The organism is Mesorhizobium sp. LCM 4577, from assembly GCF_001854795.2.
GTDB classification, from domain to species: domain Bacteria; phylum Pseudomonadota; class Alphaproteobacteria; order Rhizobiales; family Rhizobiaceae; genus Mesorhizobium; species Mesorhizobium plurifarium.
In genome coordinates this window covers 674,221-694,029 of sequence record NZ_MDDU01000002.1, presented here as the reverse complement: position 1 = coordinate 694,029, position 19,809 = coordinate 674,221, and the positions used below count along the sequence as shown (strand labels likewise).

General features: G+C 63.4%; 17 protein-coding genes. 10 read left to right on the top strand and 7 right to left on the bottom strand.

Going from position 1 to position 19,809, the window contains the following annotated elements:
* Window positions 1–182: 182 nt before the first annotated feature.
* Window positions 183–929 (top strand): SDR family oxidoreductase, encoded by a 747-nt coding sequence (locus tag LCM4577_RS07855; RefSeq protein WP_071033122.1) that lies wholly within the window; start codon window positions 183–185, stop codon window positions 927–929.
* A 122-nt stretch (window positions 930–1,051) separates the two neighbouring features.
* The gene (locus tag LCM4577_RS07850) at window positions 1,052–2,371 is read left to right on the top strand and encodes a Mur ligase family protein (protein WP_244508243.1); all 1,320 of its coding nucleotides are present in this window, start codon (window positions 1,052–1,054) and stop codon (window positions 2,369–2,371) included.
* Here the strand turns inward: LCM4577_RS07850 and LCM4577_RS07845 are convergent.
* The 3 genes from LCM4577_RS07845 to LCM4577_RS07835 form a co-directional block, all read right to left on the bottom strand.
* Window positions 2,355–3,248: an SH3 domain-containing protein gene (locus LCM4577_RS07845; protein ID WP_198540244.1), complete on the bottom strand. Its 894-nt coding sequence runs from the start codon at window positions 3,246–3,248 to the stop codon at window positions 2,355–2,357. The genes LCM4577_RS07850 and LCM4577_RS07845 overlap by 17 nt on opposite strands.
* A gap of 258 nt (window positions 3,249–3,506) precedes the next feature.
* On the bottom strand, window positions 3,507–4,793 hold the full coding sequence (locus LCM4577_RS07840) for an FAD-binding oxidoreductase (protein WP_071070553.1): 1,287 nt from the start codon (window positions 4,791–4,793) through the stop codon (window positions 3,507–3,509).
* A gap of 10 nt (window positions 4,794–4,803) precedes the next feature.
* On the bottom strand, window positions 4,804–6,240 hold the full coding sequence (locus LCM4577_RS07835) for a glutamine synthetase family protein (RefSeq protein ID WP_371410031.1): 1,437 nt from the start codon (window positions 6,238–6,240) through the stop codon (window positions 4,804–4,806).
* A 148-nt stretch (window positions 6,241–6,388) separates the two neighbouring features.
* On the opposite strand from LCM4577_RS07835, the gene LCM4577_RS07830 reads away from it, so the two are divergent.
* Complete coding sequence (locus tag LCM4577_RS07830) at window positions 6,389–7,102, top strand: HAD family hydrolase (RefSeq protein ID WP_071070551.1); 714 nt, start codon at window positions 6,389–6,391, stop codon at window positions 7,100–7,102.
* A 186-nt stretch (window positions 7,103–7,288) separates the two neighbouring features.
* A complete protein-coding gene (locus LCM4577_RS07825) occupies window positions 7,289–8,092 on the top strand; it encodes a MerR family transcriptional regulator (RefSeq protein WP_071070549.1) in 804 nt (267 codons plus the stop codon).
* A gap of 66 nt (window positions 8,093–8,158) precedes the next feature.
* Here LCM4577_RS07825 and LCM4577_RS07820 read toward each other — a convergent pair whose 3' ends face one another.
* The 3 genes from LCM4577_RS07820 to aceA form a co-directional block, all read right to left on the bottom strand.
* Window positions 8,159–8,608, bottom strand: a complete 450-nt coding sequence (locus LCM4577_RS07820) for a response regulator (protein WP_040988168.1) — start codon at window positions 8,606–8,608, stop codon at window positions 8,159–8,161.
* Between the two features lie 224 nt (window positions 8,609–8,832).
* Complete coding sequence (locus LCM4577_RS07815; protein ID WP_027168360.1) at window positions 8,833–9,075, bottom strand: hypothetical protein; 243 nt, start codon at window positions 9,073–9,075, stop codon at window positions 8,833–8,835.
* A 54-nt stretch (window positions 9,076–9,129) separates the two neighbouring features.
* Window positions 9,130–10,419, bottom strand: a complete 1,290-nt coding sequence (gene aceA / locus LCM4577_RS07810) for an isocitrate lyase (protein ID WP_041008818.1) — start codon at window positions 10,417–10,419, stop codon at window positions 9,130–9,132.
* 252 nt (window positions 10,420–10,671) lie between these two features.
* On the opposite strand from aceA, the gene LCM4577_RS07805 reads away from it, so the two are divergent.
* From LCM4577_RS07805 to LCM4577_RS07780, 6 genes are all read left to right on the top strand, one after another.
* Window positions 10,672–12,114: a short-chain fatty acyl-CoA regulator family protein gene (locus LCM4577_RS07805; protein WP_040988174.1), complete on the top strand. Its 1,443-nt coding sequence runs from the start codon at window positions 10,672–10,674 to the stop codon at window positions 12,112–12,114.
* A 137-nt stretch (window positions 12,115–12,251) separates the two neighbouring features.
* Entirely contained in the window at window positions 12,252–13,217 is a 966-nt protein-coding gene (locus tag LCM4577_RS07800) for a DMT family transporter (RefSeq protein ID WP_041007975.1), read from the top strand.
* A gap of 503 nt (window positions 13,218–13,720) precedes the next feature.
* Window positions 13,721–14,818 carry a polyamine ABC transporter substrate-binding protein gene (locus LCM4577_RS07795; protein ID WP_071070547.1) on the top strand — a complete coding sequence of 366 codons (1,098 nt, stop codon included), beginning with the start codon at window positions 13,721–13,723 and terminating at the stop codon, window positions 14,816–14,818.
* Between the two features lie 80 nt (window positions 14,819–14,898).
* Window positions 14,899–16,038, top strand: a complete 1,140-nt coding sequence (locus tag LCM4577_RS07790) for an ABC transporter ATP-binding protein (RefSeq protein ID WP_041007979.1) — start codon at window positions 14,899–14,901, stop codon at window positions 16,036–16,038.
* A 9-nt stretch (window positions 16,039–16,047) separates the two neighbouring features.
* Window positions 16,048–17,010: an ABC transporter permease subunit gene (locus tag LCM4577_RS07785; RefSeq protein WP_071070545.1), complete on the top strand. Its 963-nt coding sequence runs from the start codon at window positions 16,048–16,050 to the stop codon at window positions 17,008–17,010.
* Entirely contained in the window at window positions 17,007–17,825 is an 819-nt protein-coding gene (locus LCM4577_RS07780; RefSeq protein ID WP_041008830.1) for an ABC transporter permease, read from the top strand. Before LCM4577_RS07785 ends, LCM4577_RS07780 begins: the two co-directional genes overlap by 4 nt.
* A gap of 28 nt (window positions 17,826–17,853) precedes the next feature.
* On the opposite strand, the gene LCM4577_RS07775 is transcribed toward LCM4577_RS07780, so the two are convergent.
* The gene (locus LCM4577_RS07775) at window positions 17,854–19,734 is read right to left on the bottom strand and encodes an AsmA-like C-terminal region-containing protein (protein ID WP_040988209.1); all 1,881 of its coding nucleotides are present in this window, start codon (window positions 19,732–19,734) and stop codon (window positions 17,854–17,856) included.
* Between the last annotated feature and the right edge of the window lie 75 nt (window positions 19,735–19,809).

Here is a 19,809-nt window from a genome sequence, read left to right as displayed (position 1 = left end):
GCATCGGTCCACCTGTTTCCCGACACTTGCGCCGCCGACAGGCCTGTCGGTAAAGCCATGGCTTCCGGCAACGTTCGCGGCCGCACCATAGAACGCGAATGTGACGAAAGCTAAGGGAGAATATCGCTGCGGGGCGGCGGTCGGAAATCAAGAACTGCGGAAATCCAATGAGCGGGAAAACCATGCGTCTGGAAAACAAGGTCGCCATCATCACCGGCGCTGCGTCTGGCTTCGGGGAGGGCATGGCCAGGCGCTTCGCCGAAGAGGGCGCGCGCGTGGTTGTCGCCGACCTCAACGCCAAGGGCGCCGAGCGGGTGGCCGAGGAGATCGGTCCCAACGCGATCTGGACCCAGACCGATGTGTCCCTGCGCTCCGAATTCGACGAGATGATCTATGCCGCCAAGAGCGCCTTCGGCCGCATCGACATCATGGTCAACAATGCGGGCTTCACCCATCGCAACGGCGATATGCTCGCCGTCGACGAGGAGACCTTCGACCTGATCACAGCGGTCAACATGAAGGCGATCTACCACGCCGCGCTCGCCGTCGTGCCGATCATGGACCGGCAGGGCGGTGGTGTCATCCTCACCACGGCCTCGACGGCGGGGCTTCGGCCGAGGCCAGGCCTGACCTGGTACAACGCCTCCAAGGGCTGGGCGATCACCGCCACCAAGTCGATGGCGGTCGAACTGGCGCCGAGGAACATCCGCGTCAACTGCCTCTGCCCGGTCGCCGGCGAGACCGGCATGCTGGAAAGATTCATGGGCGCCGACACGCCCGAGATCCGCGAAAAGTTCCGCGCCTCGATCCCGCTCGGCCGGCTCTCGACACCCCTCGACATCGCCAACGCGGCGCTGTGGCTGGCTTCGGATGAAGCCGCCTTCATCACCGGCGTTGCGCTGGAGGTCGATGGCGGCCGCTGCATCTGAGCCGTTTCCAGGTAGCGGCTGCTCATGCGGCGAACGGATAGGCTGGCGCCGTCAAGCCAAGTCTCCAATTTGACTTCATGGTTCGTCGAAACGATAACGGACCGGGGCAGGGGAATTGGCGCGTGGTTAAGGTCAGGCTGCGTGAAATTCGCAACGATCTGGGCTGGCGATTGCGGCGCTATCGGGCAACACGTGCGCGTGCCCAAAGCAAGGCTATCTTCATCGGCATAACCGGCAGTTCCGGCAAATCGACGGCAACCAGCTTGCTTGGGCATATCCTGGCCGGTCACGGCACGGTCCATACGCAAGTTCTGGCCAACACGCTCAAAGCACTTGTCCGCACGCTCTACAAGCGCATGAAGCGCGCGGGCGAGGTCGACTACGTCGTCTTCGAAGCCGGCGCGTTTGAGCCTGGTTCGATCAGGCCGATGGCGGAGATGCTAAAGCCGGACTTGGCCGTCGTAACGATGGTCAGGCTGGAGCATTTTGCTCAATTCCGAAGCCTGGAGGCTGTCGCCCGGGAAAAAAAGGCCCTGGTCGAGGCATTGTCACCGGGCGGGCTCGCAATCTTGAATGCCGACGACCCGCATGTGCTCGGTATGGCTTCAGACGTAAGGGGCCGTGTCGCGACCTTCGGCCAGTCAGAGACTGCAGACTATCGTGTAACGGATGTCCATGCCGCCTACCCGGACCGGCTCACATTTTCGTTGCGCTGGAATGCTGGTGAGATCGACGTGCAAACACCTTTTCCCGGCGAGCACTTCTGGCTGCCGGCGGTTGCCGCCATTGTCACGGCGCTGGAACTTGGTGTCCCGCCGGAGGAAGTCGTGGCCAAGACGGCATCCTTCGAACCGCTGGCAAATCGCTGCAAGGTGGAGGCGATCGATGGCGGCCCGCAATTCATCATCGATGCCGCCAAAGCGCCTTGGCATTCGCTGAACATCGCGTTCGAGATGGTGGCCAAAGCGCGGGCTGTTCGTAAGCGGATCGTTCTCGGCCAGATTTCCGACTACGCCGGTTCGTCGCGGAAATATCGCACTGCTTATGGCGTCGCGCGCGATATCGCCGACGAGGTTATCTACACTGGTGACAATGCCCATCGCTCACGCGCGAGCCAGGCGGACCGCGACAGCGGGCGTTTCCTGGAGCTTCGTACTCCGAAGGATGCCTCGGACCACATCAAGCAGACGGCGGTCCCCGGCGAACTGATCCTGCTCAAGAGCTCCGCCAATCTTCATCTGGAGAGGATTGCGCTGGCATGGACCCACGACGTCAAATGCTGGATCCCGGCATGTGGTAAGAACGAAGGGTGTTACACGTGCGGCTTATACGAGGTGCCGTTCGAGGAACACAAGTCCTTCCTCGCAAACCGCAGGATCGAGCGCAGAAAACGTCGGTACGAACGGCTGCTGGGCGGGTTAGGTTTCAGGCGCCGGTCTTGACGTAGCTTTTGTAGACCCAGCCGTGCTTGCCGTTATAGACGATCTCGCACCATTGCTTGCAATTCATCACCTGTACCGATGCCTTGGCCGGCACCGTGATGATTGCGGCGGCACCTTTCTTCGGACCCGAGCGCATGGTCACGGCCCTCAAGATGCGCCCGTTTGCGGCCGCGCCGGCTTTTTGAGGCTTCGGCTTGGGCTGCGCCGAGTCATCCGCCGCTGCCGGTTGCGGATCGGGAACCTGCGGCTTGGCTTCGGGAATGGCGGCGGTTTGGGCGCCATCCATCTTGTCGCCAGGCTTCTTCGCGGCCGTCGACGTCTCGCTCGCGGCGCCCGCGACCTGCGAAAGCGCGTTCGAGGCGTCGTTCTCGGCATCGGCCTCGGCAAAGGCCGTATCGGTGGATTGTGCGGGGTTGGTGGCGGCGGCCTGCTTGGATGGAGCCGGTTGGTCATCGGTCGGGGCCGGCGGCGTCTGGGCATCGGAAGCCGTCCAGCGGGGACTGTTCGGCGCCAGCGCCGGAATGCTGGCTTCGCGAGCCGCCGTCGTGGGCGTGACCGCGTCCGCCTTGCGCGCGGCTTGCGGCGCTGCTGCAGCCACGGTGACCGCCGCTGTCGCCGGAGCGATCTTCGTGGTCTTCACCGGAATTGTCGGAACGGTTTGCGCGGCGTTTGCCGCAGCCACTTGCCGGTCACTGCCCGGAAAACAAAGCCACAGAGCCACCGCGGCCACGCCGAGCAACGCGGCAGTGCCGATCGCCGCAATGACCAGATGGGCGTTCGACTGCACCCTCTGCCAGAAGGATGGCCGTACGCTATAGCCGAACTGCATTGTAAAGCGCTGCCGTTCCGGCATGCCGAAACTGAAGGGCCCGTTCACTCAAACCACCTCCAACAAGCGGGCCGACGTTCTTTCGATCATTGCCGCAACGATTGGCTTCGATCGGCATCGGTCCCGAAATTATTGCGGACAAGGCCCGCGAAATCCCCGGATTTTCGCCCATAATTGCATCTTTTACTGCTGATTATGGCACGAGTGAGCCAAATTGCGAAATTCTGCGCGTCCATTAAGGCTTTCACAACCTGCCGTGTGGGAGCCGCCAGCGTCGATTCGACGGCTTCGGCTGGGCCGACAGCTTCAAATCCTGTCGCGCAGCGCGAACCAGTTGAGGGCCAGAAACAAGAGCGGCGCGCGAAATCGCCGGCCGCCCGGGAAAGCGGGGATTTTCAGATCCTCGATCAGTTTCAGCCGGTCGCGATTGCCGGCAACGGTCTCGGCATAGAGCTTGCCGAAGAAGTTCGAAAGCATGACGCCGTGCCCGGAATAGCCGCCTATGGAGATCACCTTCGGCATCACCTCGCGCACGAACGGCTTTCTCGGCATCGTGATGCCGACATAGCCGCCCCAGCCATGCGTGATTTCGATATCCTTCAGCGCCGGGTAGAGCTCGGCGATCTGCCTGCGGATGTGGATATGGATGTCCTTGGGATCGTTGACGGCATAGACCTCGCGGCCGCCGAACAATAGCCGTCCGTCTTTCGACTTGCGGAAATAGCGCACCACGAAGCGGGAATCGTCGACCGACTCGCCGCCCGGCAGCACCTTGGAGGCGGCGCCGAGCGGCACGGTCGCTCCGATGAAGGAGCCGATCGGCATGATATGCGCCGCGCTCACCGGCTCCAGATTGCCGCCATAGGCATTGACCGCGATCAGGCATTTGTCGGCGGAGATCGTGCCGCTAGGCGTCGTGACCGTCACCTTGCCGCCATTGGAAACGATGCCGGTGGACGGCGTCTGCTCGAAGAGATGCGCGCCGGCCGCCGCCGCGACTTTCGCCGTGCCGATCACCAGCTTCAGCGGTTGGATATGCCCGGTGCCGGTGTCGCGCGCGCCGCCGAAATAGCGCGTCGAGCCCAACCGCTCGGCCGTTTCCGCCGCATCCATGAAGCTTAAATGCGGGTAGCCGAAGCGGCTCGCCATGATCTCGGCATGGCGCTTGTAGTCGTCGACGTAACGCTTCTTGTGCGCCACCGAAAGCTGACCCGGCATATAGTCGATGTCGATCGCGTTGGCGGCGGCAAAATCGAGCAGATGCGCCTTGGCTTCTTCAGCCATGTCGAACAGTGCCTTGGCGCGGGAGAGGCCGTATTCGGCCTCCAACTCCTCGGCCCAGGCGCGCTGTCCGGTGCCGAGCTGGCCGCCATTGCGCCCCGACGCGCCGTCGCCGAAGCGATAGGCTTCGATCAGCACGACATTCGCGCCGGTTTTGGCGAGATGCGCTGCTGCTGAGAGTCCGGTGAAGCCACCGCCTACAATGACGACGTCACATCGGCGGTCACCTTCTAGGGAAGGGTATTCAGGCCGAGGCCCAGCCGTATCCTCGTACCAGGAGCGGCCCGGAGAAATGGGAGATTGATAGGGCATGACCGGTGCCCTAGACATTCAACAAGAGATACTCCCGCTCCCACGGGCTGATCACTTCCATGAAAGTTTCGAACTCGGCGCGCTTGATCGCGGTATAGGTGGCGGCGAAGGATTTGCCGAGGATGGCACCAAGCTCTTTGTCGTCCTCGAACAGGCCGACGGCCTCCAGCAGGCCGCGCGGCAGGTCGATTTCGTCCGCATTGGCGGTCGTCAGCACCGGTGGTTCCGCCTTGATCTTGTTGTTCATGCCGACCAGCCCGCAGGCCAGCGACGCCGCCAGGGCCAGATAGGGGTTGGCGTCGGATGACGGGATGCGGTTTTCCACGCGTCGCGCCGCCGGATCCGAGCGTGGTACGCGGAAGGCGGTGGTGCGGTTGTCATAGCCCCATTTGTTGTTGACCGGGGCCGACGCCTGCTGCGTCAGCCGGCGGTAGGAATTGACGTAGGGCGCGAACATCACCAGCGCGTTCGGCACGTGCTTCTGCATGCCGCCGATGAAATGGAAGAACGCGTCGGTCTCGGAGCCGTCCTCCGCCGAGAAGATGTTCTTGCCGGTCTTCTTGTCGACCACCGACTGGTGGATGTGCATGGCCGAGCCCGGCTGGCCCTGGATCGGCTTGGCCATGAAGGTGGCGTAGATCTCGTGCTTCAGCRCCGCCTCGCGGATGGTGCGCTTGAACATGAAGACCTGGTCGGCGAGCTCGATCGGGTTGCCGTGGCGCAGATTGATCTCGAGCTGGCCGGCGCCTTCCTCGTGGATCAGCGTGTCGATCTCCAGGCCTTGCCGTTCCGAGAAATGGTAGATGTCGTCGATCAGTTCGTCGAATTCGTTGACGCCGGCGATCGAATAGCCGGCGCCGCCGCCGATCGGCCGGCCCGAACGCCCGACGGGCGGCGTCAGCGGATAATCCGGATCGGGGTTCTTGCGCACCAGATAGAATTCGATCTCGGGCGCCACCACCGGCTTCAGGCCGCGCTCGTCATAGGCCGCAAGCACGCGCTTCAAGACGTTGCGTGGCGTGAACTCGACCGAGCGGCCGTCCTGATGGACGAGGTCGCAGATGACCGCCGCCGTCGGGTCTTCTTCCCAGGGCACCACGGTCAGCGTCGAAAGATCGGGCAGAAGCTTCAGGTCGCCGTCATCTTCGGGATAGTGGAAGCCGTTGCCATCCTCGGGATAGCCGCCGGAGATTGTCGTCATGAACACGGCCGAAGGCAGCGCCAGCGAGGTGTTGGAGGTGAATTTCTTCGACGGCATCATCTTGCCGCGGGCGACGCCCGCCTGGTCGGGCGTGATGCACTCTATGTCCTCGATACCGCGCCATTCCAGCCAGGCGCTGGCCTCCTTCCAGTTCTTCACACCGCGTTGGTTCTTCAAGAAGGCAGGCGTGCGGGCGCGTCCCCCCCGGCTTGACGGACGGACTTCCTTTTTCTCAGGCGGCATCATTCACCAGATTGTGTTGCGGATTTCGGACTATAGCCGGGCGCCGCGGGGGAAGGGAAGAGGAGGCGGGACAAGGCGGGCATCCGTCTTGAGGCTGGCGGCATGCTGCAACAACGGCTACACAGCCGTCCATGAAGAACGGTGTCTGCATATGCCCGCCTCTCATCTGACCACGATCGGTTTCGATGCCGACGACACGCTGTGGCAGAACGAGCAGTTCTTCCGCATGACCGAGCAGCGCTTCATCGCCATGCTTGCCGAGCACGGCGAGGCGAGCGTGGTTTCGGCGAACCTGCTTGCAGCCGCAAGGCGCAACCTCGGCCTCTACGGCTTCGGCATAAAGAGCTTCACGCTGTCGATGATCGAGACGGCGATCGAGGTTACCGAAGGCCGCGTTTCGGCCTCGACCATTGCGGAAATCCTGGCTGCCGGTCGCGACATGCTCAGCCATCCGATCGAACCGCTGCCGCATGCGCGTGAGACGATCGAGAAGCTTGCCGGCAGCTATCGCCTGGTGCTGATCACCAAGGGTGATCTCATGGACCAGGAGCGCAAGCTGGCGCAGTCGGGGCTGGGTGGGCTTTTCGATGCCGTCGAGATCGTCAGCGACAAGAGCGCCGCCACCTATGCCCGCATCTTCAGCCGTCATGGCGACGGACCGCAAAAAAGCATGATGGTCGGCAATTCGCTGAAGTCGGATGTCGTGCCTGCCATCGATGCCGGCGGCTGGGGCATCTATGTCCCGCATGAATTGACCTGGGCGGCCGAGCACGCCGAGGCGCCGGTCGCGGCGCCACGTTTCCGCGAGATCGCCGATCTCAGCGAACTGCCCGCGTTGGTCGAACGCATCGCCACGGCGGATTGATACGTCCGAGCTCCCGGGTTGTGCCCGGCGGGTGAGCGGCATGCCTTCGCGGCGTCGGGTGAGCGGACGCCCTGAACATCGGTTCGGGTGGTGAGCGGTCGGCGCGAACGAACCGGCCGACAAGCCCTTGCATCGGACCCTGGGGCCGCCCTTACAGAGGCGAGGGTCCGGAACGGAAGGTCGGCTATGGGCGGCGAAAAGGAGCAATGGTTCGGTCCTGGCGAGACAGCTCGGCGGGTCGGGGTCACCACCAAGGCGCTCAGGGTCTATGAGCGGGAGGGGCTCGTTGTCCCTCACCGCGCCGAATCGAGATGGCGCCTATACGGACCTGCTCAAATCGCCCGCTTGCACCAGATCATCGTGCTTCGCGATCTCGGCCTCTCGCTCAAATCGATCAAGAAGCTTGTCGGGGATCATTCCCGGCTTCGGGAGATTCTGCGGCTGCAACGCGAAACGCTGGAATCCCAGGAACACAAGATCAGGTGCGCGATCACTCTCATAGAGAGGGCGCAACGCCAACTTGATGAGGGTCGAGACCTTTCTCTGGATGACTTAGAACGCCTCACCAAGGAGACTGTCATGCAGCAATCCACCGACAATAAGAAATTCGCCGCGAGGTTCGAAGCTTTGATCGCGGAACAGGACCTGACTGGTCAAGCAAGCCGCACCTTTGACGGGATAAAGAAAGAGTACAGCGCAGACGCCCATAAGGCTGCGCTAACGGCCATGATGGCGGAAGCAAGCCAGCTGAAAGAGGCAGGCGACGTTAATTCCGAAGCCGCCAAAGAGTTCGTTCGGCGTATGCGATCCCGTACCGCCGACATCAGGCGTTCGACCCCCCAGGCCGAGCAAGAGATTATACGCAACGCGTATAGCAAAGCGGTCGCCGAGGCGCAGGCCAGGTCTGAGCCCCTGTCGTTCGACCCGGCGGTCCTCGAATTCTTCCGACAAGTCGCGCAGGGAATGAAGGAACGCGGCGAGCTGGACTGACCCAGCCTCCCGAGAGCAAACGCCGGAGTGCCGCTTCGGCGCTCCGGGAGGCCTGTCCCGAATTCCCTAGCCGCGCCCGACCAGGCGATCGACCACGGGTTGCAGCCTCTCGGGCGTGATCGGCTTGGCGACCACGGCATCGACCACGCTCGACAGGCCAAGGCTCTCCGGCGTGCCATTCCTGGTTGAAAGCAGGATCACGGCGGGCAGCGGCTTGCCGGAGGCGCGCCGCAGCGCGTCGATGGCCGACATCAGCGGGTCGCAATCCTTGTTGTCCGGGCCGCCATCCAGGATGACGGTGCCGGGCAGTTGCCCGGCCAGCGTCTTCTCTGCGGCCTCGGGCGGTTCCGAAATCGGCTTCAGTCCCGATTTCTCGACGATTTTCGACACCACGACCCGGTTGATCGACGATTTTCCGACGACGAGCACTTTGGAAAAGTCAGCCGCGATCGTCCCCTTCCGGGCTGCCGGTTTCGGGTGTCTTTCGGAGTGGTCGTCACGGTCAGCGGGACACATCGGCGGGAGGCACTCTGGTTCAATGCAGGGTTGAAACCTGAGGCACAATTGGGTGAGATCGCGGCCGGTGTCAAGCTGAAACGGTCGAGCTCGAAAATATAGCAAGAATTTCCGAGATTCAGTGCAAGTCGTACCCCCAGACAGTGAAGGCAAACCGAAAAAATGCGATAGTCTTCCGAACGTATAGCGCGCGGGAGACCATCGCCGAAACTGTTGACGTTACGTCAGGTGTGACTCTGCTGGGTAACGATCACCGGGATCAAAAGGTCTCCCCAGTTGCCGTCGCCGCCATGGTGCCTGGCCGAACGCACCAGCTCCACCGAGACGCCGGCCTCGACTGCCTTCATGACCGACTGGTTGAGCCTGTGCAGATCGTTGGCGAGCATGCGGATCGTCGCCTGCTGGTCGACGCTCATTGCGCTCGATTGTTCTTCTGCCCTTTCCTTGACGCGGCTTATCGATGCCATTGGTCTTCTCCTCGATGCAAATGCCCTGCGGGCGTTTCCTCTGGTTGTTATCCGTTACTCGGCCGCCGGCCTGAACTGGGCGTGCTCGGTCGATTCGTGCATGGCGGTGGTCGAAGACTGGCCGCCGGTGATCGCCATCGACACGGCGTCGAAATAGCCGGTGCCGACCTCGCGCTGGTGCTTGGTCGCGGTGTAGCCGTTGGCTTCCGCCGCGAACTCGGCTTCCTGCAGCTCCGAATAGGCCGCCATCTGCCGGTCCTTGTAGCCGCGCGCCAGCTCGAACATGCCGAAGTTCAGCTGGTGGAAGCCGGCCAGCGTGATGAACTGGAACTTGTAGCCCATCGCGCCGAGCTCCTTCTGGAACTTCGCGATCGTCGCGTCGTCGAGATTCTTCTTCCAGTTGAAGGACGGCGAGCAGTTATAGGCGAGCAGCTTGCCCGGATGGTGCTTGTGCACGCCTTCGGCGAACTTCCTGGCCTGCGCCAGATCCGGCTTCGAGGTCTCGCACCAGATCAGGTCGGCATGCGGCGCATAGGCGACGGCGCGCGCGATGCAGGGCTCGATGCCGTTACGCACATTGTAGAAGCCCTCGACCGTGCGGCCGGCGTCGTAGTCGACAAAAGGCCGGTCGCGCTCGTCGATATCGGAGGTCAAGAGCTTCGCCGCCTCGGCGTCCGTGCGCGCCACGACCAGCGTCGGCGTGCCCATCACGTCGGCCGCGAGGCGCGCCGCGTTGAGGTTGCGGATATGCGCCGCCGTCGGGATCAGCACCTTGCCGCCGAGATGCCCGCACTTCTTCTCCGACGCCAGCTGGTCCTCGTAGTGGACGCCGGCGGCGCCCGCCTCGATGAAGGCCTTCATGATCTCGAAGGCGTTGAGCGGGCCGCCGAAGCCGGCTTCGGCGTCAGCCACGATCGGCGCGAACCAGGTCTCGACCGACAGTCCGTTGCCTTCGGACGTCTCGATCTGGTCGGCGCGCTGCAAGGTGCGGTTGATGCGCTTGACGAGTTCCGGCGCCGCGTTGGCCGGGTAGAGCGACTGGTCCGGATACATCGCCGAGGCGGTGTTGGCGTCGGCGGCGACCTGCCAGCCCGAGAGATAGATCGCCTTCAGCCCGGCCCGAACCTGCTGCATGGCCTGGTTGCCCGACATCGCGCCCAGCGCATTGACGAAATCCTCCTCGTGGATGAGCTTCCACAGCCGGTTCGCGCCCATCTCGGCCAGCGTCTGGCGAATTTGCACGGAGCCCCGCAACCGCTTCACATCCTCTGGCGAATAGGGGCGCTCGATGCCGTCGAAACGGCCTTCCGGCGCGGAGGGGACGAGGTTGTAAAAATCGGTCATGGGTCACTCCGGGTCTTTGGTAATTTGTGCCAGGCGCTGCATCGCAAAGGCATATCCTGCGATGTTTGCGTATGACATCATTTACATTGCGGTGCGAAGGGTGCCTAGGAAAACCGCAAGATTCCTCGGAAAATAAAGGAAAAGCTGTGTTGTCATTGACAAGTCAACTCTGTAAATTTGTCACGATTGTAAAAACGGCGAAGCAAGCGCCGGACTTGAYGTTCATGTAAATTCTTGTCAAGGATGGCAGGGATGGCCGACCAGAAGATCTTCGCCGGGCCGCGGCTGCGCCGGCTGCGCAACGCCAGGGGCCTGACCCAGACGGCGATGGCCGAAGGGTTGGGCATCTCGCCCTCCTATCTCAACCTGATCGAGCGCAACCAGCGGCCGCTGACGGTGCAGCTCATTCTCAAGCTTGCCTCCGTCTACAAGGTCGATCCGCACGAACTTCAGGGCGAGACAAAAGGTTCGATCGCGGCATTGCGCGAAGCCTTCAGCGATCCGCTCCTTGCCGGCGAGTTGCCTGGCGATCAGGAACTGATCGATCTCGCCGAGACGGCGCCGAATGCCTCGGCGGCGATGGTGAAGCTCTTTCGCGCCTACCGCGAGCAGGCCGAGCGCCTGTCCGACCTCAACCAGCTTCTGGCTAGGGAAGGCAGGGCGACCGCTTTGTCCGGCGCGCGCCTGCCCGCCGACGAAGTCCACGAAGTGTTCGAGCGTCGGCCGAACCACTTCGCTTCGCTGGAAGAGGAGGCGGAGGCTTTCACATCGGTCCTCGAGCCCGGCGACGATCTGTCCGGCGCGCTGAAGGCCTGGCTGAGGCGCGAGCACGGCATCGTCGTCAAGGTGTTGCCGGTCGCCACCATGCCCAACTGGCGCCGCCGTTACGACCGCCATTCGCAGCGTCTGTTCCTGTCCGAGCGGCTCTCGCCTTTCGACCAGCTGCGCGAAGTCGCCATGGAGGCGAGCCTGATCCGCATGTCGGTGGCCATCGCGGGCGAGATCCAGGCGCTGAAGCTCGGCACCGACGAGGCGCGCCGGCTTGCCCGCTTCGAGCTCGGCCGCTACGCCGCGCATGCGCTGATGATGCCCTACCAGGCCTTTCATGCCGCCGCCGTTCGCGCACGCTACGACATCGACGTCTTGCGCTCCCGTTTCGGCGTCTCTTTCGAGCAGGCGGCGAACCGGCTGACCATGCTGCAGCGGCAGGGTGCGTCGGGCGTGCCTTTCTTCATGCTGGAAGTCGACAATGCCGGCAACCGCTTCCGCAAGGCCGGCAGTCAGGGTTATCCGCAAAGCCGCTTCGGCGGCGGCTGCCCCAAGCTTCCTGTCCATGCCGCCTTCTCGCAGCCGGGCCAGATCCTGGTCGAGGCGCTGGAAATGCCCGATGGCGCCGAATTCCTTTGCATCGCCCGCACGCTGGAAGGTCCGCAAGGGGCCTTCTCCGAACGGCCGCGCCGCACCGCGCTCCTGCTCGGCTGCGATATCGGTTTCCGCGACGAGATCGTCTATGGCGCGGCGCTGCCGGTTGGAGCCGCCGGCAAGCCCGGGCAAGGCTTCGCCACGCCGGTAGGTCCCGCCTGCAGGCTCTGCGAGCGCGTCGGCTGCCTGGCGCGCGCCGAGCCGCCGGTGACGCGCCCGCTCGGCCTCGACGAGATGGTGACGGGCCTCAGCGCCTTCGATTTCCAGGGGTGATCCCGGCGGATGTGCCCCAAGCTTCGCCGGATGCTGGATCACGCCGGTTTTGCGCCTTTGCGCTACGCGATTGAGACGCAGTTCTTTGTCGTTCCTGGTGCATCGTGTCGAACGCAACCCGCTGACAGTCATCTGCCATGACCGATACCGCCTCGGCCCCCGTCGCCCCATCCTCCACTGCCTTGCCGGCCGTCTCGCCGCGCGAGGAGCGGATCGGCATGCTCCTGGTCTTCCTGTCGGCGCTTATGTGGAGTTTCGGCGGCACCATCGCCCGTTTCATCCATATCGGCGACAGCTGGACCGTGGTGTTCTGGCGTTCGCTCTGGGCCGTGGCCTTTCTCATCGCATTCATGCTGTGGCGCGACGGTTGGCGCGGCACCTTGAACCTCTTTCGGCACATGGGCCTGCCCGGCCTCGGCGTCGCCTTCTGCTTCGCCACCGCCTCGACCAGCTTTGTGGTGGCGCTTGCCTACACGACGGTCGCCAACATCCTCCTGATGCAGGCCGGCGTGCCGCTGCTTGCGGCTCTGCTTGCCTGGCTCCTGTTTCGCGAACGTGTCGGTCCGGCAACCTGGATCGCGATTGCAGCCGTCATCGTCGGCGTCGCCATCATGGTCTCCGAATCCCTGGGCGGCGCCGTCTCGCCGATCGGCGACGGACTGGCGCTGCTGATCGCGGTGATGTTTTCGGTCGCGACCGTGATCACCCGGCGCTTCGCGCATGTGCGCATGGTGCCGGCCAACTGCCTTGCGGCATTGCTTGCCGGTGCTTTCGCCGCTTCCCAGGCCTCGGCATTCGCGGTCTCGGCCCGGGACATGGGCTTCCTCTTCGCCTTCGGCGTCGTCAATCTTGGCGTCGGCCTCGCCTTTTTCGCCATGGGCGCGCGGCTGGTGCCGGCGGCGATCGCGGCGCTGCTCGGCACCTTCGAGCCGATCCTTGGGCCGATCTGGGTCTGGCTCGTCCATTCCGAAGTGCCGTCGGTGCGCACCATCATCGGCGGCGCGGTCGTGGTCACGGCGCTGCTCATCCATATCGGCCTGGAGTTCAAGCGCCAGGCGCGGCCGGCGCGTCCCGGCGTCACCGGCCTGCCGTCACCCAATTGACCAATGCATGTCGCTCAGAAGTGCGCAGCGGTTCTGGGAGAACGACATGCATCAAGACAATGCATGTCGCCCAGAAGTGCGCAGCGGTTCTGGGGCAACGACATGCATCAAGACAAAGTCCTAAAGCGCGTCGCCTGAATCCGTTTCAGCGCGGCGCGCTTTAGGACGATAGGCAGCGTTCCCCATTGACAACCCTGTTGCCGGGCGGGCAGGCTGCGATTACGGCAACAACAAGACAGGCGTATCTTGCCAAGTGTCTCCGCCGGCCTGCTCGGGGCCGGACAGCATCGTCATAGCTCTCAATACGCCACGGTGCATGCCGTTGACGCCACCCGGGCGCCTCGCCGGGGAGGCCGGGACGCCTCGAATCTTGATGCCATGATCGGGCCTGGCGTGTTGAGTTCACGCTTGTCGCTCTCCGGAAAGCTCAATAGTCTAAAACCAACGCCGCCCCGCCATATCGCGACGAGCCGGCGAGGGAACACTCACCAAAGGAGAACACCATGATCCGCAAAGCGCTTTTGCTTTCGGCGACGTCGGCATTTCTGACGCTTTTCACACTAAGCGGCCACACGGAGGACCGCGTCGTCAACGTCTACAATTGGTCGGACTATATCGACTCTTCGATCATCGACGATTTCACCAAGAAGACCGGCATCAAGGTCGTCTACGACACCTTCGATTCCAACGAGATCCTGGAGACGAAGCTGCTTGCCGGCGGCAGCGGTTACGACGTCGTCGTGCCGAGCGCCAACTTCCTGGCGCGCCAGATCCAGGCGGGCGTGTTCCAGAAGCTCGACAAGTCGAAGCTGCCCAACATTTCCAACATGTGGGACGTCATTTCCGAGCGCACCGCCAAATACGATCCGGGCAACGAATACTCGGTCAACTATATGTGGGGCACGGTCGGCCTCGGCTATAACGTCAAGAAGGTACAGGCCGCGCTCGGCACCGACAAGATCGACAGCTGGGACGTCTTCTTCAATCCGGAAAAGCTGGCCAAGCTGAAGGATTGCGGCGTCTATGTGCTGGATTCTCCCGCCGACGTCATTCCGGCGGCGCTGAAATATCTCGGCCTCGATCCCAACAGCACCTCGCCCGATGATATTTCCAAGGCCGAGGAGGCATTGCTGAAGGTGCGGCCCTATATCCGCAAGTTCCATTCGTCCGAATACATTAACGCCTTGGCCAATGGCGACATCTGCCTGGCGATCGGCTGGTCGGGCGACGTCTTCCAGGCGCGCAACCGCGCCGAGGAGGCCAAGCAGGGTGTCGAGATCGGTTATTCCGTGCCGAAGGAAGGCGCCCAGATGTGGTTCGACCAGATGGCGATCCCCGCGGACGCGCCGCACGTCGCCGACGCGCTCGAATTCATCAACTACATGATGACGCCTGAAGTTATCGCCAAATCGTCGAACTACGTGCTCTATGCGAACGGCAACAAGGCTTCGCAGCAGTTCATCGACAAGGCGATCCTGGAAGATCCTTCGGTCTATCCGGACGAAGAGACGACGAAGAAGCTGTATACGGTTGCGCCATACGATCCCAAGACACAGCGCATCATCACGCGCACCTGGACCAAGATCGTCACCGGCCAATAAGCATTGAGAGACGGCCCCGGCAGCCAACTGCCGGGGCCGCTTTCTTTTGGGAAATTTAAAAAAGTAACGGAGTGGGGATCATGAAATCGCTTGGCAGCATCCGCAGGGATTTCGCGCCATGGAACGACCCGAATGCCAAGCCTTATATCCAGTTCGACAAGGTCACCAAGAAGTTCGGCGACTTCACCGCCGTCAACAATCTGTCGCTGACCATCTTCGAGCGCGAATTCTTCGCGCTGCTCGGCGCTTCCGGCTGCGGAAAGTCGACGCTGCTCAGGATGCTCGCCGGCTTCGAGGAGCCGACGGCGGGCCGCATCCTGCTCGACGGGCAGGACCTGCGCGGCATCCCGCCCTACAAGCGGCCGGTCAACATGATGTTCCAGTCCTATGCGCTGTTCCCGCATATGACGGTGGAGAAGAACATCGCCTTCGGTCTCAAGCAAGAAGGCATGCCCGCGCCGGATATCGAAAAGCGCGTCGCCGAGATGCTGAAGCTCGTCAAGCTCGAGCAGTTCGCCAAGCGCAAGCCGCACCAGCTCTCCGGCGGTCAGCGCCAGCGCGTGGCGCTGGCCCGCTCGGTCGCCAAACGGCCGAAGGTCCTGCTGCTCGACGAACCGCTCGGCGCTTTGGACAAGAAGCTGCGCGAGGAAACCCAGTTCGAACTGATGGACCTGCAGCAGGAGCTCGGCCTCACCTTCGTCGTCGTCACCCACGACCAGGAGGAGGCCATGACCATGGCCGACCGCATCGCCATCATGGACAAGGGCGAGGTGATGCAGGTCGCCACACCTGCCGAGATTTACGAGGCGCCGACCTCGCGTTTCGTGGCGCATTTCGTCGGCAACGTGAACATGTTCGAGGGCAAGGTCGCCGAGCGCACGGCAAGCACCACGCGTATCACCGGCGCGACCGGGGCGCAGATCGTCGTCGACAATGGCGGCCACGCCGCCGCCGGCTCCGACATCGTCTTCGCGATCCGGCCGGAGAAGATCAAGGTTTCCTCGAAAAAGCCGGCCGATGCCGTCAACGCGCTGGAAGGCGAGGTCTACGACGTCGCCTATCTCGGCGACATGACCGTCTATCACATCAAGCTCGACGACGGGCAGATCGTGCGGGCGAGCGCGCTGAACGCCTCGCGCATCACCGAGGATCCGCTGACCTGGAACGATCGCGCCTGGGTCTCGTTCCGGCCCGACGCCGGCGTCGTGCTGACAAGGTAGGAGGCTGAGATGACCGATATCGCAGCGACCGCCGCGCCACCGACCGAAACCGCGACGCTGCCAGCCAGGCTGGCGGCGGGCTTCGTCAGCCGCCTCGTCATCATCATCCCCTATCTCTGGCTGCTGTTCTTCTTCCTCGTCCCCTTCATCATCGTGTTCAAGATTTCGCTGTCGCAGACGGCGATCTCGATGCCGCCCTATACGCCGGTGCTCGACTTCAAGGATGGTGTGGCGGGATTCCTCGCCGGATTCCGCGAGCTCAACTTCGACAACTACACCTGGCTCACCCAGGATGCGCTGTATTTCAACGCCTATGTGACGAGCCTGATCATCGCGGGCATCTCGACGATACTCACGCTGATCGTCGGCTATCCGATCGCTTATGGCATGGCGCGCGCGCCGGYCACGATCCGTCCGACCTTGCTGATGCTGGTGATCCTGCCGTTCTGGACCTCGTTCCTGATCCGCGTCTACGYCTGGATCGGCATCCTGAAGCCCGAGGGGCTGCTCAATCAGGTTCTGCTTGCCACGGGCCTGATCAGCCAGCCGCTGGTGATCCTCAACACCTACACCGCGATCTTCATCGGCATCGTCTATTCCTACCTGCCCTTCATGGTGCTGCCGCTCTATTCCTCGCTGGAGAAGATGGATTATTCGCTGATCGAAGCAGCCCAAGACCTCGGCTGTCCGCCGACGGGCGCCTTCTGGAAGATCACCTTCCCGCTGTCGTTGCCCGGCGTCGTCGCCGGCTGCCTGCTGGTGTTCATCCCGGCGGTCGGCGAGTTCGTCATCCCCGACCTCCTCGGCGGCTCGCAGACGCTGATGATCGGCAAGACGCTCTGGAACGAGTTCTTCTCGAACCGCGATTGGCCGGTGTCGTCGGCTGTGGCCGTCATCCTGCTCCTGGTGCTGACCATCCCGATCATGTTCTTCCAGCAGGCGCAGGCAAAGGCACAGGAGCAGGGCAGATGAACTCGACCTGGAGCCGCTTCAACATCACCTCGATCGTGCTGGGCTTTGCCTTCCTCTATCTGCCGATCGTGCTTCTGATCGTCTTTTCCTTCAACGAATCCAAGCTCGTCACCGTCTGGGGCGGCTTCTCGACCAAATGGTACGTGTCGCTGTTCCACAACCAGGGCCTGATGGACGCGACCTGGGTGACGGCGCGCGTCGGCGTCATATCGGCGACGGTCGCGACCGTGCTTGGCACGCTCGCCGCCATCACGCTGACCCGCTACACGCGCTTCAGGGGGCGGGTGCTGTTCTCGGGCATGGTGTTTGCGCCGCTGGTCATGCCGGAGGTCATCACCGGGCTGTCGCTGCTTTTGCTCTTCGTCGCCGTCGGGCTCGACCGCGGCTTCTTCACGGTGACGCTCGCCCACATCACCTTCACCATGTGCTTCGTCGCCGTCGTGGTGCAGTCGCGGCTGGTCTCCTTCGACCGCTCGCTGGAGGAGGCGGCGATGGATCTCGGCGCGCCGCCGGTGAAGACCTTCTTCCAGATCACCTTGCCGGTCATCCTGCCGGCGATCATCTCCGGCTGGATGCTGGCTTTCACGCTTTCGCTGGACGATCTGGTCATCGCGAGCTTCACCTCGGGTCCCGGCGCCACCACGCTGCCGATGAAGATCTACAGCCAGGTGCGTCTCGGTGTAACCCCGGAAATCAACGCCGCCTGCACGATCCTGATCGCGGTGGTGGCGATCGGCGTCATCATCGCCTCGATCGCCAACAAGCGCCGCGAGATCCAGCGCCAGCTCGACGAGCAGGCCGCGCAGCGCGGTTGAGCGACAGGGGGCGGGCGCCGCCCCCTGTTTACTGGCCTGAAACGCCGGGAGCGATTGGCGATATGAACGGCGCGCTCCAGTTGCCGCCGACGAAGAACAGCGACTGGTTCGGCGGAGGGGCAGGTGGGCTGGCCGCCTGACCGTTGGCCTGCTGGGGCTGCTGCGCCGGCTGTCCGCTGGGCACCACGCCGCCCGAGAGCGCCAGCCCGCGCCCGACATAGGAGGCGATGCCGGACAGCCAGATCTTGTATTTCTGCGCATTGATCTCGGCCTTGTCCAGTCGCGCCACGCCCTTCGAAATGCTTGCCTTGATCTCGGCGCCGTCGATCGGCAGCGAACCGTTGGCGACGTCGTCGAGCGCGAAGAAGCCGCCTTGCTGGTTGCGCTTGAGGAAGGCCGGCAGGTCGAGCCCGTTGAGCATGCCCGGCCCGAACGTCGCCGAGAACGATCCGTCGGCATTCTCGAAGATGGAATTCCAGGCCTTGCCCGGGCCCTTGAGGATGACCGATACCGTGCCGGTGCCGGCCGGCACCAGCCGCGTCATTCCCGCCGCCGTGGCAAAGGCACCCGTATCCACGTCCGACGCCAGGAGCCGCATCTCGACCTGCGTGCCTTCCGGCTTGCGGTCGAAGCGCAGGCTGCTCTGGATGGTGCCGTTGAAGGCCGACGCGTCGGATATGTCGAAGACGGCAAGGCCGTTCTTGACTTGCGCGGTCGCCGCGACGTCGGCAAGCTGCACCGGTCCAGCCATGGCATGCGCCGCCGACAGCCTGAGGTCGAGGTTGATGCGGTCGGCGAAGCTGGTGTCGATGTCGCCGGGGCCGGCCTCGCCGGTGGGCACGACAGGCGTGAAGGCCGACAGGAAGGATTTCAGATCCAGCGTGTCGAAGGCAAGCGTGCCGGCAATTACCGGGCGTCCCTCGGCAAAGGAGAAATCCAGCGCTCCCATTCCCGGATTGTTGTTGAGCGTGACCGTGGTGTTCTCGAACTTCGCGCGTCCCGCCGAGGCGTTCACCTTGCTGCTGACCGAGACGGCGCCGATCGCAGCGCCCGGCGCGATGCCGGCCTGCGACCATTCCAGCACGCGCCGCAGCGACGGCGCGGCGAATTTTGCCTGGCCGTCCAGATAGGCATTGTCCGACATCGATGCCGTTCCGTCGAAGGAGAATGTCGCGGGCGCCGCTTTGAAGGAGAAGGTGACGGGCGCCGCGCCCCCGGCAAACAACACCAGCGGCTTTGTCGAGGAGAAATCGACCTGCACGCTTTCGCCGCGCCAGATGCCGGTCGCGGTCATCGACGCATCGCTGTTCATCGCTTCCCAGTTCACCTGGCCGTTCAGGCTGCTCAGGATTTCGCTGTCCTTGCCGTCAACCGAAGTCACCACACGGCCATCGCGGAATTCCACGGTGCCGAACGGATCGGACGGCAATCTGCCGAGATCCGGCTTCTGCGGGTTGGCGGTGACCACGCCGCGCGCGGTGTCGATCGAGCGCGTGATGCGCCCTCCGGTCGGAAGCGGCGGCAGATAGAAGCCGTTCGCCATGCGCTGGACTCTGATTGTCGGGCGCACCAGCCTTGCGGTCGAGAAGGCGACGTTGCCCTGCAAGGCCGCCATGGCTGAGAGATCGACTTCCACGCGGTCGGCCTCGACCACCGGCGGCGTTTCGGTCTCCGTCCATTGCGACAGCGTCACGTCGCTGAGGATGGCCCGGAACTTCGGCCACACCTCGATGCGCGGCGAGCCGTCGATCGTCACCCTGAAGCCGCTCCAGGCGCTCAATTCCCAGGCGATGCGGTCGCGCACGATGCGGGTCGAGGCAATCAGCGGCAGCGCCGCGACCGCGAGCGCGATGATGAGCACGGCAACGCCGATCACCCATACCCCGCGCCGGATCAGAGATGATGGCATTTCGCCCCGTATGCTTTCGTTGCCGACAAAATCGCCCGACGGGTGTAACCGAGCGCCGACGCTTTTCAAGTCTTT